The organism is Rhodococcus sp. no. 34 (assembly GCF_054589475.1).
In genome coordinates, this window is record NZ_BAAILK010000047.1 from 30268 (window position 1) to 43711 (window position 13444).

Here is a 13444-nt window from a genome sequence, read left to right on the forward strand (position 1 = left end):
GCTGTGTACATCATCGCGAACGTCGTCGACGGATCTTCGATCGCCAACCAACCCGTGCACCAGTTCCTCGAGATCTACCAGGACATGATGCCGCACTGGCTGGCCATGACGCTGGCCGTGATCCTCGTTGTCATCAGCCAGATCAAGATCAACGTCACCAACGCGTACTCCGGCTCACTGGCCTGGACCAACTCGTACACCCGCGTCACCAAGACCTACCCCGGACGCATGGTCTTCGTTCTGGTCAACCTGGCGATCGCACTGATCTTGATGGAAGCCAACATGTTCGACTTCCTCAACACGATCCTGGGCTTCTACGCCAACTGCGGTATCGCCTGGGTCGTGGTCGTCGCCTCGGACATCGCGATCAACAAGTACTGGTTGAAGCTCTCCCCGAAAGTCCCCGAGTTCCGACGCGGGATGCTCTACGACGTCAACCCCGTCGGCTTCGTGTCGATGCTGCTGGCCGCGGGCATTTCGATCCTGGTGTTCTTCGGTGCTTTCGGTTCGGCGATCAAGCCGTTCTCCCCGATCGTCGCAATCGTCATCGCGCTGGTGATGCCGCCGGTCCTGGCCGTCGCCACCAAGGGAAAGTACTACCTACGACGCACCGACGACGGCATCGATCTGCCGATGTTCGACGAGTACGGGAACCCCTCCGGTGAAACGCTTCTGTGCTGCGTCAGCGGAATCGAATTCGAGCGTCCCGACATGCTCGCGTCGAACGTGCCCGGTCCGAACGGCGAGAAGCAGTACATCAGCTCCCTGGCCTTGAGCACCGACAAGACCGGTGAGCATGTCCTGCCTGCTCAGCTTCCCTGACAACTGCTGTGCGCCTTTATTAACCGCCGGGGGTTAATAAAGGCGCACAGCAGGGGGCTATGCCCCTACATCGTCGAGCGACTCACCCTTCGTCTCACGCATGACCAGCAGCGCGACAAAAGTCAGCGTCGCCGCTACGAGAAGATAGATGCCGACCCAACCGACGCCGTAGTTCTTCGCGAGGTAGACGGCGATGAACGGCGCCACCGCTGCGCCCAGAATGCTGGCCGTGTTGTACGCGATTCCCGAGCCCGTGTAGCGGACGTTGGTCGGGAAGAGTTCCGGGAGAACGGCACTCATCGGGCCGAAGGTCAGGCCCATGAGCAGCATGCCCACGATGAGGAACGCCAACATGCGACCGTCGTTCATTCCGTCCGGTTCGAGGAAGACACCGAAGGTCAAGCCGAACACCATGATCAGACCGGTGATGATCAGCAAGGTGATACGACGCCCGTAACGGTCGGCGAGCCAACCCGAGACCGGCACGGCGGCAGCGAAGAACACGACTGCGATCAACTGCAGGACAAGGAAATCGGTGTACTTGAAGCCCGCACCGGTTCCACCGTCGGCCGGCGTCTTGCCGGTTCCGTGACTGAGAACCCAGGTGGTCATGATGTAGAACAGCGTGTACGTCGCGAGCATCACGAACGTACCGATGATCAGCTGACGCCAACTGGTCTTGAACACCTCGGCCACCGGAGTCTTGACCTTCTCGCCGCGCTCGACTGCACGCGCGAACACCGGGGTTTCTTCGAGCTTGAGCCGGACGTACAGGCCGATCATCACCATGATTGCGCTGAGCAGGAACGGAATTCGCCATCCCCAGCTCAGGAAGGCACCCTCGAGGTCCGGGCTGGAATTGTCGTGGTTCATGAACAACGTGATGATCAGGAACAGTCCGTTGGCCATGAAGAAGCCGATGGGCGCACCGAGTTGCGGCCACATCGCCGCCCAGGCCCGCTTGCCTTCCTTGGCTGTCTCGGTCGCGAGCAGCGCCGCACCCGACCATTCGCCGCCGAGCCCGAGACCCTGGCAGAAACGCATGAGCGCCAACAACGCCGGGGCCAGCAGTCCGATCTGGTGATAGGTCGGCAGTAGTCCGATGAGGAAGGTCGCTATGCCCATCGTCAGCAACGAGCCGACCAGAGTTGCCTTGCGTCCGACGCGGTCACCGAAGTGTCCGAAGAGAATCGAACCGAGGGGACGGGCGACGAACGCGAGTCCGAACGTCGCCAACGACGCGAGAAGCGCGGTGGTGTCGTTGCCCTTCGGGAAGAACAGGTGCGGGAACACCGATACTGCCGCTGTTGCATAGATGTAGAAGTCGTAGAACTCGATGGACGTACCCACCATGCTGGCGACCACGATTCGGCTGCGCGGCACTCCGGCGACGGTATCTGCGTCGCCGCCCTCCGGCTTGGGTGGATTCTCACTGACTGACGTGCTCAAAACATGCTCCTGCGCCGTTATACGAAAGATGTCCAATTGGTGGGATAGTGTCCCAATCAGTAGGAATTGAACACCCGCGGGGTTTTCCGACGCAAATTCGGTTCGCGAATTCGGCTCAGCGGGCAATCCGCGATAAAATTCCGTAAAGGTGAGCCGGGAAGTCTGGTCGGCACGTGCATTCGATGCGTCACAACGTCGATCACGTTCATGTCTGTTGCATCCGAATTCGGTTGCACGAACAAAGGTCGTCCCCACGCGTGATCTCCACCCTGCGTTCCGAACTGTCCCGCTACCTCCGCACCGAAACGGTGGGCGGATCGATCCTCCTGATCGCTGCCGCCCTCGCTCTGATCTGGGTGAACTCTCCTTTCGGTGAGAGCTACATCGCACTACGTGACTTCCAGATCGGTCCGTCCGCACTCCATCTCGACCTCAGCTTGGGCACGTGGGCGCAGGACGGACTGCTTGCCGTCTTCTTCTTCGTCGCCGGCCTCGAACTCAAACGTGAACTGGTGGTCGGCGAACTCGCGGACCGCAAAGCCGCGATGCTCCCGATCATCGCGGCGTGCGGCGGCGTCCTGGTCCCCGCGATCATCGCGGCGTCCATCGGTTTCGGCACGCCCGGCATGGACAAGGGCTGGGCCATTCCCGTCGCGACGGACATCGCTTTTGCCCTCGGCGTGCTCGCTCTCACCGGATCGAAGATCCCCGCAAGCGCCCGAGTCTTCCTGCTCAGCCTGGCCGTCGTCGACGATCTGCTCGCCATCATCCTCATCGCCGTATTGTTCACCGGCTCCCTCGCGATGTTGTGGCTGCTGACCGCGGCCGCAGCCCTCGCTGTCTACGCCTACGCCCAGCACAAGCGCATCACGACGCCGTTCCTCTACGTCCCGCTGGCACTACTGACCTGGTACGCGATGCACGAAGCGGGGATACACGCCACACTCGCGGGCGTCGCGCTCGGCCTACTCACCCGTGTCAGGCGCGATCCGGACGAGGAGTACGCGCCGGGCAGCCGCCTCGAGCACCGCATTCAGCCGTACTCCGCAGGCTTCTGCGTCCCCGTCTTCGCACTGTTCGCCTCCGGTGTTCCGATCAACGCCGCGGTACTCGGCGACATTTTCACCGACCCCGTCGGGCAATCGGTTGTCGTCGGCCTTCTGGTCGGAAAGACCGTCGGAATCTTCGGAATTTCCCTGCTCGCGATCAAATTGGGCATAGCCACCAAGCCCAAGACACTGGAATTGAGAGACATGTTCGCCCTCTCAGTTCTCGGTGGCATCGGGTTCACCGTTAGCCTGCTTGTAGCAGACCTCGCATTGGACGGGGTCGGCGATGGCAGCGAGGCCGAGATAGCGAAGGCCGCAGTTCTCGTGACATCGTTGGTGGCATCGCTGATCGGATCAGCGCTGCTGTGGCGACGTGGACGAGTTCATGCGGCTCGAGACGACGCTTCCACCGCCATTGCCACGGACGCGAGAGAACTACCTGGAGAGGTCGACAAGTGAGCTTGACCAACGGAGAGAGCCAGCGCTTCACCGGAGATGGAGTACCGAACACGGTCTCGTCCATCCCTCTCACCGATGTGGACGCCCGCACGCCGGGCGAGGCCACCATCGGGGCCCTCGTCAAGGACGCGACCGCACAGGTCTCCACCCTCGTGCGCGCCGAGGTCGAACTTGCCAAGGCCGAGGTGACGGGCGAGGTCAAGAAGGGTCTGCAGGGCAGCGTCTTCTTCATCCTGGCCTTCACGGTTCTGCTGTTCAGCTCGTTCTTCTTCTTTTTCTTCCTGGCCGAGATGCTCGACACCTGGGTGCCGCGCTGGCTGGCGTTCCTCATCGTCTTCCTGATCATGGTGGTGACCACCGCGATTCTGGCGCTGCTCGGTTATCTGCGCGTGCGCAAGCTGAGGGCTCCGGAGAAGACGATCGAATCTCTCAAGCAGGCCAAGAACGTCATCCCCGGCAGCCATGACGACGCAAAGCCGTCGGTCGATTTCAACGCGCGCCGGTAGCGAGTCTGATCGAAAGTGGCAGCCCCAGATCCATCCACCGTCAGGTTCGACGGCCCCTGGATTCACCGGGACATTCACGCCAACGGCATCCGGTTTCACGTCGTCGAGGTAGGCGACGCGGAGCCGGATGCTCCGTTGGTGGTGCTTCTGCACGGATTCGCCGACTTCTGGTGGTCCTGGCGCCATCAATTGACGGCACTGTCCGAGCAGGGCTTCCGCGTCGTCGCAATGGACCTTCGTGGGTACGGCGATTCCGACAAGCCCCCTCGTGGCTACGACGGTTGGACGCTCGCCGGTGACGTAGCCGGCCTCATTCGTGCGATGGGTTACGGCAAGGCCACGCTGATCGGTCATGCCGACGGCGGGTTGGTGTGCTGGGCGACCGCACTCCTGCATCCACGCCTGGTGCGGTCGATAGCGCTGATCTCGTCTCCACACCCGATGGCGCTCAAGAAAGCAGTCGTCCGCGACCCCTATCAGCGCCGCGCGCTTTTGCCCTCGTTCCTGGCCTATCAGGTACCGCTACGCCCGGAACGTCGGTTGACGGCCGACAACGGCGCCGAAGTGGAGCGTCTGGTTCGCTCGCGGTCGGGCCCCACCTGGCCGCAGCAACCCGAATTCGCAGACGTCATGAGCAAGATGCGGTCCGCGATCCGGATCCCGGGCGTCGCGCATTCCACGTTGGAGTACCAGCGTTGGGCCTTCCGCAGCCAGCTCCGCCCCGAGGGCCGACGTTTCATGCGTTTGATGGATCAGGTTCTTCGCATTCCGATCGTCCAGATTCACGGCGAACTCGACCCGTACGTGCTCACCCGTACCGTGCGTCGCGACAAGCACTGGGCTCCCGGCGAGAAACTGCGCACCATTGCCGGAGTCGGTCATTACGCGCATCAGGAAGCCCCCGAGCGCGTCAATCGCGAACTCGGGGACTTCCTCCTTACGGAGAAGTGACCGCTACAGGATGCACGCGCCCGTCGGTACGGGCGTCGATGCCGAGGCAGCCGCGTTCAACTGGCGCGAGACTTCCTGCGCGGTGAGGACGAATCCGGTGTCACTGTCGTCGACGGCAGCACCGAACACGACGCCGAGGACCCGCCCCTGATCGTCGACCATCGGTCCACCCGAGTTGCCCTGCCGGATGGATCCGCGGACGGTGTAGACCTCACGCTGGGTGGTTCCGGCCTTGTAGATGTCCGGCCCGTTCAGGTTGAGGACCTCACGAACGCGGGCTGCGCTGGCCGTGTACGGACCACCGCCGGGGTAGCCGAGCACCAACGCGTTGTCACCGGTCCGAGCCTGCTCCGGAGCGAACGGCAGCACCGGCGCGTCCAATCCGGGAACCGCCAGAATCGCGATGTCCACGGCGGAGTCGAAGAGAACCACCTGCGCGGGCAGCGCGCCCTCCATGGTGTCCACCGTGATGCTCTCGGTTCCGGCAACCACGTGTGCGTTGGTCATGACGCGTTCGGGGGCGACGATGAATCCGGATCCCTCGAGCGCGCGCTGGCAACTCGGTGCGACGCCGTTGATGCGTAGAATACTCGGACGCAACTGCGCCGCCAACGGACTGGCCAGAACGCTCGCGTCGGGTGCTTCGACCTCGGTGATGGGCGTACGCCCGAACGGGCCGATGACGTCCGGCAGACCGGAGGTGTCGAGCAACGCCGAAAACTCCGTCGGGATGCGGCGCAGCCACTGCGGCGCCAGTTCGTCCACGCTGGCGAGAACATCCGAACCACGAACAGCGGCGGCAATATTCGGCTGCGACGAAGAAGTGAGCGGAATCGCGAGCAACCACGCCGCGACCACGACGGCCACCGCCTGTAGACCCGCACCGATGACGCTGTCGACGGATCGCGCCGTCGGACTGTGCATTCCGCTGCGCGCCGCGCGTCCGAGCACCATGCCGGCGACTTCGCCGATGATGACCAACACCACGATCAGCGAGATGCCCGCGAGGATGCGCAGCTTGCCTTCGGTGACGTGCACGAGCAGGTGCGGCGCCAACAGAATCCCGGCGACGGCGCCGAGGATCACGCCGACGAACGCCAGCGCCGACGCCACCGCGCCCTGACGCCATCCGGACGTGGCCGCGATGAGGGCGACCAGAACGATGGCGATGTCCACCCAACGAGAACCTGTCATCGCGGCACCGCCGAATCCTCGACACCTTCACCGAACTCGGACAGCGCTGTGTCCAGGTCTCTCACGTCCTCGTAGTTCCACGGAATCTCCCAGCCCGACACCGTGAACAGCGCCGCGAGGATTCCTGCTGTGAACCCCCAGACCAGCATGCCGTCGGCGCGGAACGCCGGGCCCTGGTATCCGAGGGGATGGCGAACCTGAAACCGGTTGTCGGGGTCGAGCAACGTGCGCAGCGGCACCCTGGCCACCCGTCCGACCTCGCCCTCGTCCTGAATGCCCACCGTCGTCGGCTGCTCCCAGTAGCCGAGCACCGGCGTCACGTCGAAACCCGACGGCGGGATGAAGATCTCCGGCAGCACGGTGAGCGGCTGAACTCCGCTCGGATCGAGCCCGGTCTCTTCCTGAGCTTCACGCAGCGCGGTGCCGACGGGGCCGTCGTCGCCCGGATCGGCGGCACCGCCCGGGAATGCGACCTGTCCGCTGTGCTGACGCATCGTCGACGCCCGTTGGGTCAGCAGGACGTCTGCGCCCTCCGGCAAGCCGCCGACGGCGAGAGGGTCTGCCTCACGCGGTCCGCCGAAGAGCACGAGCACCGCGGCCGGACGCGTCACGGTGCCGCGCGGCGCGCGACGCTCGAGGACTGGGTTGATCCGATGGGGATCGGTGGGCTGGGTGCTGGCGACAGCGCGCAACCACTCGGGAACCGGTGTGCTCATACGACGACTCCCAGATATTGCGCCGCAGCGGCGGCGATCTCGTCCGCACTGCGGAAGGGTTGGGGCAAGACCTTGGCGACTGTTCCATCCGCGCGCACGAGCACCGACACCGGCAGCACCGGCGGTGCGCCCACTGCGATCCGTACCTTGCCGTCACCGTCCTGGACGCCGGGCAAACGCACCGAGTAGTCGATGAGTCGCGTCAAAGCGTTCTCCTGATTCGGATCCGAATGCACGGTCATCACGTTGATGCTGCCGTCGGCGCGCTCCGCGAATTCCTGAAGGTACGGAAGCTCTTCGGCGCATGGCGCGCACCAGTACGCCCACAGATTGAGCAGAGTCGGCTTTCCGCCCACCGCTGCGGCAAGGTCGACGGGCGCTCCGTCGGAGACGCAGTCGAGGGTGATTCCGGCGAGAGCCGAGCCGGCCGGCGCTTCGCCGGTCGGAGTCGGGCAGGAGGCCAGAGCCGCCTGGCTACGGAGTTGATCGAGCGATTCCGACGACGGAGTGAACGTCGGCGGCTGATACGCGGACGAGGACGGGCCCGTCGAGGTGGGCGTCGTGTCGTCTCCCCCGCGCGGCCAGATCGCCACGACGAGAGCCGCGACGACCACGAGCGCAGCGAGAGACCATCTTCCAGCACTTGTCATCGGCGATCACAACCCTGCCAGGGCGAGCAGATGATCGGTCTCGGGGCCTTTCACCAGGGCCGCGGCCTCGGTTTTGTCGGTCGGGCCGAGACCGTACGACGGGCAGTCCTTGGCCAGAACACACACACCGCATGCGGGCTTGCGCGCGTGGCAGACCCGTCGGCCGTGAAAGATCACGCGATGCGAGAGCAGAGTCCATTCCTTACGTTCGATCAGTGCCCCGACGGCGTGTTCCACCTTGACGGCATCTTCTTCCTCGGTCCACTTCCACCGACGCACGAGCCGACCGAAGTGGGTGTCGACGGTGATTCCCGGAATGTCGAAGGCATTGCCCAGCACGACGTTCGCGGTCTTGCGTCCGATGCCTGGGAGTTTCACCAGATCTTCGAGCTTGTTCGGGACCTGCCCGTCGTGGCGTTCGAGTAGCGCCTGACCGAGTCCGATCAGCGACGTCGTCTTGTTCCGGTAGAAGCCGGTGGAGCGGATGTACTCCTCGAGTTCGGTCCGATCGGCTTCCGCGTATGCCTTTGCGTCGGGATAACGGGCGAAGAGTGCCGGCGTGACCATGTTGACGCGGACGTCGGTGCATTGCGCCGACAGGATTGTCGCCACTGCCAGTTCCAACGGAGTCGTGAAGTCGAGTTCGCAGTACACGTGTGGGAAAGCCACAGCGAGCTCACGATTCATCCGACGCGCCCGGCGTACCAATCCGAGGTGTGATTCTTCCTTCCGCGCACCCCCCGAACGCGGTTTCTTCCGCTGCTCTGAACTGCCTGTCGGGGTGGTCTGCACTCAGACAACTGTACGGATACGACATGAGTGGAGACTCCGTCGTGTCGATTCTGAGACCTTCGACGTGTTTACTTCCCCCTATGCAAGGACTCGCAGTAATTCTCTTTCCGCTACTGCTTATGCTCTTTGCCCTGGCGATGGAACGAGTCGAAGGGCGATTGCGTCGGCTCTCGGTCCAAGAGCATGAAGTAGAAGACTTCCTCGACCAGGCAAGTCACGACGACGTCGCCCGCCTGGCAAGCGATGGGTTTCCCCATGCGTTCGCCCGCTTCCACCGGAAGCGTAAGGGCCGTCAGTCGGAGGCTCCCGAGAGCGCCAGCCTGGGCGAAATCCGGACACAACGGGCAAGTTGACGGCCATACAAAGTAGTCACCGCAGCGGATTCCGGAAGAATTTTCGGCTCTTACGTGGCATCAATCACTCGTCGCGAGCTAACGGGACGTAGACTTCGATGCCGTACCTGTTGCATTGAACACAGATTGCATTGGACACAGTGTCTCACTCATGAGGGCTGAGCCTGTGTACGACGGTTTGTGCGCAGCGCGGGTACAAAGATAGATAGCGCAAAAATGACACCACAAACGAACAAATCCCAACAAGGAGCGCACGTGGACGACGTCCTGGCAAGAGCCGGCATCTTCCAAGGAGTCGAGCCCTCAGCGGTAGCGGCGCTGACAAAGCAGCTGCAGCCCGTCGACTTCCCCCGTGGACATGTCATCTTCAACGAAGGTGAACCCGGTGACCGCCTGTACATCATCGTGTCCGGCAAGGTGAAGATCGGTCGACGCTCACCCGACGGTCGCGAGAACCTGCTGACGATCATGGGCCCGTCCGACATGTTCGGCGAACTGTCCATCTTCGACCCCGGCCCCCGCACCTCGACGGCTACGACCGTCACCGAGGTTCGCGCCGTGAGCATGGACCGCGACGCTCTCAAGGCATGGATCCAGCAGCGCCCCGAGATCGCCGAGCAGCTTCTGCGCGTTCTCGCCCGCCGTCTGCGTCGTACCAACAACACCCTGGCCGACCTGATCTTCACGGACGTTCCCGGCCGTGTCGCCAAGGCGCTCCTGCAGCTCGCGCAGCGCTTCGGCACTCAGGAAGGTGGCGCCCTGCGCGTCACTCACGACCTCACGCAGGAAGAGATCGCCCAGCTCGTCGGCGCTTCCCGCGAGACCGTCAACAAGGCGCTCGCCGATTTCGCACACCGCGGATGGCTTCGCCTCGAAGGCAAGAGCGTCCTGATCTCGGATTCCGAGCGCCTCGCTCGTCGCGCGCGCTAGCTCTTCCTGTTCGACTCTTTCGGCCGCTCCCGCTTCGGTGGGGGCGGCCGAAGTCGTTCACTGGACTCTTGTTGTACCTATCGGTAAAGTCTGTACCGATAGGTACATATCTGATCGAGAGGCCCCGCAATGACCGTCCGAGCACCGATTCCGCCCTTCACTCACGAAACTGCCGTCCAGAAGGTCCGCCTCGCCGAGGACGGATGGAACTCACGCGATCCGCACAAGGTGTCGCTGGCCTACACGCCGGACAGTTGGTGGCGTAATCGGTCGACGTTCGTCACCGGCCGATCCGGGATCGTCGAACTTCTGACCGAGAAGTGGACCCGCGAACTGGACTACCGGTTGATCAAAGAGTTGTGGGCACACAGCGACGACCGCATCGCAGTGCGATTCGCGTACGAGTGGCACGATCACGACGGGCAGTGGTTCCGCTCCTACGGCAACGAGAACTGGGAATTCGACGCCGACGGACTCATGCACCACCGTCATGCCAGCATCAACGACGTTCCCATCGAGGAGTCCGAGCGAAAGTTCTTCTGGGATCCGACCGGACCACGCCCGCACGATCATCCGGGCCTGAGCGAGTTGGGTCTGTGATGAAAGGATGAATCCATGGCCAGACAGGTAGCTGAACGCTCGGACACGATTCCCACTCTCGCGAACGTGTTTCGAACCTACGGGTTCGACGGAGCAAGCCTGGCCGTGATCACCGAACACACCGGTTTGGGCAAAGGCAGTCTCTACAACTTCTTTCCGCGCGGGAAGGAAGAGATGGCCGAGGCCGTACTCGACGAGGTCGACGGATGGTTTCGCGCCGAAGTCTTCGAACCTCTTCGAGCAGAATCGGTTCCACCGAGGCAGCGCATCCAGAGCATGTTCGCTACCGCGGGCGACTACTTTCGGTCAGGGCAACGCATTTGCCTGTTCGGCGCATTTGCACTCGGTGAAGAGCGAAACCGCTTCGGCGCCAGGGTCCGAACATACTTCGACGAATGGACAGCGGCTCTCGAGGCGGCACTCGTCGGTGCCGAAGATTCCATCGGACTCGCCGAAGAAGCCGTGGCCGGGATCCAAGGGGCGATCGTCATGTCCCGGGCACTGGACGACGGTTCCGTATACAGCCGAGTGACGACGCGACTCGAAGATCGACTGGTACAGGCACTCACGCCGTAACGCATACCGCGCGACCACAAAGGCATTTGTGCCGCGGCATCCACCTGGCATGCTCGAAAAAGCATGCACAAGAAGAAAGGAACCCATGCCCTCGTTCGAGACGGTGATCGCCTCCACCCCTTCGGGGAAGGTCCGCGGCCGAAAGCGTGACGGTTCCTACTACTTCGGTGCGATCCCCTACGCCAGCGCACCGCGCTTCGAGAAGCCTCGACCGGTGGAACCGTTCTCCGACGTCTTCGACGCCACAGCGCTTGGAACGGTCTTCCCCCAACCACCTTCACGACTCGAACGCATCATGGGGCCACCGCTCCCCGAACCGGAGCACAGCGAGGACAGCTTCACCGTCACCGTCACAACCCCGTCGCTGACCGGTCATCGCCCGGTGATGGTGTGGCTTCACGGTGGCGGGTACTCCAGTGGCGGCGGCTCACTCCCCTGGTACGACGGCGGCGCTTTGTCAGCCGAGGGCGACGTCGTCGTGGTGTCGGTCAACTATCGCGTCGGCGTGCTCGGATACCTCCTCCTCGACGGCGTCAGCGAAGGCAATCTCGGGGTACACGATCAGATCGCGGCGCTCGAGTGGGTGCGCGAGAACATCGAGGCATTCGGCGGCGACCCCGACTCGGTCACCGTATTCGGGCAGTCGGCCGGCGCCCATTCCATTGTGAATCTGTTGAGCAGTAACAACTCTCGAACCCTGTTCCATCGAGCAATTCTGCAGAGCACCCCACGGCCGGACCTCAACTTCCCGCAGGCTGCCGCGATCGAGAACGGGGAGACGTTTGCCCGACTGCTCGACGGAGATCCTCGGACCGCGCCGCTCTCCCACATTCTCGACGCATTCCGCGGCACGGCTGTCGAGTTCAGCCGGCGGTCCCCCAATGTCGTGCAACCGCCCTTCGCGCCGATCTCCGAACTGGAACCGGTGATCCGAACTTTCGAAACAGCGCCTGACGTCATCGTGGGATACACCCGAGACGAGGGATCTGCTTTCGTGCGCGACCTAGCGGGAGTACCCGATCCCGAACACGTCGCCGAAAAGGCACTGACACAGAACATGTTTGCCGAACCGGCAATGGAGCTGGCCGAGACCTTCACAGCGGCCGGCGCGTCGGTGTACACGTACCGCTTCGACTGGGCACCGACGGACGACGTCTTCGGAGCAACTCACTGCATAGAACTACCCTTCATGTTGGGAACCGAGCAGTCCTGGAAGAGCTCACCGATGCTGGGCAGCAGCGACTGGCAGAGCATCGACGCACTGGGCCGTCGGATACGCCGGCACTGGACATCGTTTGCGCACACGGGAAGTCCGGACAGCAGCGAAACCTGGGAGAAGTACGCCTCGTCCCAATCGATCGGAATCACCTTCTCCTGAGCAACTTCGGGCGCCTACCCACCCGGAGAAATCCCGTCTAGGATTGCTCCATGGACATGCCCAAGCTCCTCGACGGGCGACTCAAACTCCGCCATCTCCTGCTCGTCGACGCATTGAGCCGTCAGGGCAGTGTGGTCGGCGCCGCTGCCGCACTTCACATCACGCAACCCGTCGCGACCCGCAGTCTGCACGACATCGAGTCCATTCTCGGCGTCTCGCTCTTCGACCGCGGCCCACGCGGCATCACCCCGACCATTTTCGGCGAGGCCTTCACAACTCATGCACGGGCCGTGATCGCGCAGCTGACCGAAGCCGGGCGACACGTCGTCGAACTTGCCGACGCCAATCGCGGAACCGTCATCGTGGGAACACATCTCGCCGGATCCAACGTGCTGCTTCCCGGCGCTATCGCGCGCCTGAAGGTTCACCACCCGTTGCTCACCGTCGTCGTGCGCGAAGGTACGCCAGAGCAGTTGCTCACCGATCTGGAAGCGGGCCGAATCGACCTGATCGTCGGCCGGCTCACCTCACCTACCGATGACACCGCGACAAGACGGAACCTCTACGCCGAATCCGTCGAACTCGTCACCCGCGTAGATCACCCGCTCGCTCACCGCGAGGACGTCCAACTCGAAGAACTACGCGGCTTCCCCTGGATCCTTCCCGGGGTCGAGACAGTGCTCCGCCGCGAACTCGAGGAGTTCTTCGCCCGCAACGGCTTGCCGTTGCCCGAAAATCGGGTCGAGGCAACCTCTTTCCTCACCGTGCGTCAGCTACTGGTCGAGACCGACATGATCGCGGTACTACCGAGCCTCATCCCCCGCGACGACGCGCGCTTGACCACCCTGTCCATCACACTCGATCCGATCGGGCACAGCGTCGGCATCACCTCGTCGGCGACTCGCACGTCGAGTCCGTCCGCGCAGGCCCTGATCGCGACGCTGGAGTCCTTTGCAGCTGAGCTCATGCGACCGTGAAACGCCGATCGGCCCGTTCCCCGCGCGGGGGAACGGGCCGAT

At 63.2% G+C, this 13444-nt stretch carries 15 protein-coding genes; 10 read left to right on the plus strand and 5 right to left on the minus strand.

What is annotated here, in order from left to right:
- On the plus strand, positions 1-822 hold an 822-nt coding region (locus ACYP01_RS25820), incomplete at its 5' end, for a purine-cytosine permease family protein (RefSeq protein WP_459683064.1).
- Positions 823-879: 57 nt separating this feature from the next.
- On the opposite strand, the gene ACYP01_RS25825 is transcribed toward ACYP01_RS25820, so the two are convergent.
- Complete coding sequence (locus tag ACYP01_RS25825; RefSeq protein ID WP_003946096.1) at positions 880-2271, minus strand: MFS transporter; 1392 nt, start codon at positions 2269-2271, stop codon at positions 880-882.
- Between the two features lie 173 nt (positions 2272-2444).
- Between ACYP01_RS25825 and nhaA the strand changes: the two genes are divergently transcribed.
- The 3 genes from nhaA to ACYP01_RS25840 are packed head-to-tail and all read left to right on the plus strand — an operon-like array spanning position 2445 to position 5236.
- Positions 2445-3779, plus strand: coding sequence for a Na+/H+ antiporter NhaA (gene nhaA, locus ACYP01_RS25830; protein WP_459683065.1), 1335 nt, complete (start codon positions 2445-2447; stop codon positions 3777-3779).
- Complete coding sequence (locus ACYP01_RS25835) at positions 3776-4285, plus strand: phage holin family protein (RefSeq protein WP_007732413.1); 510 nt, start codon at positions 3776-3778, stop codon at positions 4283-4285. Before nhaA ends, ACYP01_RS25835 begins: the two co-directional genes overlap by 4 nt.
- Before the next feature lie 15 nt (positions 4286-4300).
- Complete coding sequence (locus ACYP01_RS25840; RefSeq protein ID WP_007732412.1) at positions 4301-5236, plus strand: alpha/beta fold hydrolase; 936 nt, start codon at positions 4301-4303, stop codon at positions 5234-5236.
- 3 nt (positions 5237-5239) lie between these two features.
- Here ACYP01_RS25840 and ACYP01_RS25845 read toward each other — a convergent pair whose 3' ends face one another.
- From ACYP01_RS25845 to nth, 4 genes are read right to left on the minus strand one after another with little or no spacing between them, the layout of a single operon-like run.
- Positions 5240-6430, minus strand: coding sequence for a MarP family serine protease (locus ACYP01_RS25845; protein WP_459683066.1), 1191 nt, complete (start codon positions 6428-6430; stop codon positions 5240-5242).
- Positions 6427-7146 carry an NUDIX hydrolase gene (locus ACYP01_RS25850; protein WP_007732411.1) on the minus strand — a complete coding sequence of 240 codons (720 nt, stop codon included), beginning with the start codon at positions 7144-7146 and terminating at the stop codon, positions 6427-6429. Before ACYP01_RS25850 ends, ACYP01_RS25845 begins: the two co-directional genes overlap by 4 nt.
- Complete coding sequence (locus ACYP01_RS25855; protein ID WP_459683067.1) at positions 7143-7796, minus strand: TlpA family protein disulfide reductase; 654 nt, start codon at positions 7794-7796, stop codon at positions 7143-7145. The genes ACYP01_RS25850 and ACYP01_RS25855 overlap by 4 nt, the downstream gene beginning before the upstream one ends.
- A gap of 6 nt (positions 7797-7802) precedes the next feature.
- Positions 7803-8588: an endonuclease III gene (gene nth, locus ACYP01_RS25860; protein ID WP_003943471.1), complete on the minus strand. Its 786-nt coding sequence runs from the start codon at positions 8586-8588 to the stop codon at positions 7803-7805.
- A gap of 80 nt (positions 8589-8668) precedes the next feature.
- Between nth and ACYP01_RS25865 the strand changes: the two genes are divergently transcribed.
- From ACYP01_RS25865 to ACYP01_RS25890, 6 genes are all read left to right on the plus strand, one after another.
- A complete protein-coding gene (locus ACYP01_RS25865) occupies positions 8669-8941 on the plus strand; it encodes a hypothetical protein (protein ID WP_019746620.1) in 273 nt (90 codons plus the stop codon).
- Between the two features lie 255 nt (positions 8942-9196).
- Entirely contained in the window at positions 9197-9871 is a 675-nt protein-coding gene (locus ACYP01_RS25870; RefSeq protein WP_003943506.1) for a Crp/Fnr family transcriptional regulator, read from the plus strand.
- A 129-nt stretch (positions 9872-10000) separates the two neighbouring features.
- Entirely contained in the window at positions 10001-10471 is a 471-nt protein-coding gene (locus ACYP01_RS25875; protein WP_459683068.1) for a nuclear transport factor 2 family protein, read from the plus strand.
- 15 nt (positions 10472-10486) lie between these two features.
- Positions 10487-11047, plus strand: a complete 561-nt coding sequence (locus ACYP01_RS25880; RefSeq protein WP_459683069.1) for a TetR/AcrR family transcriptional regulator — start codon at positions 10487-10489, stop codon at positions 11045-11047.
- Between the two features lie 85 nt (positions 11048-11132).
- Positions 11133-12425: a carboxylesterase family protein gene (locus ACYP01_RS25885; RefSeq protein WP_459683070.1), complete on the plus strand. Its 1293-nt coding sequence runs from the start codon at positions 11133-11135 to the stop codon at positions 12423-12425.
- 50 nt (positions 12426-12475) lie between these two features.
- A complete protein-coding gene (locus tag ACYP01_RS25890) occupies positions 12476-13402 on the plus strand; it encodes a LysR substrate-binding domain-containing protein (protein ID WP_064073522.1) in 927 nt (308 codons plus the stop codon).
- The last annotated feature ends 42 nt before the right edge of the window (positions 13403-13444 follow it).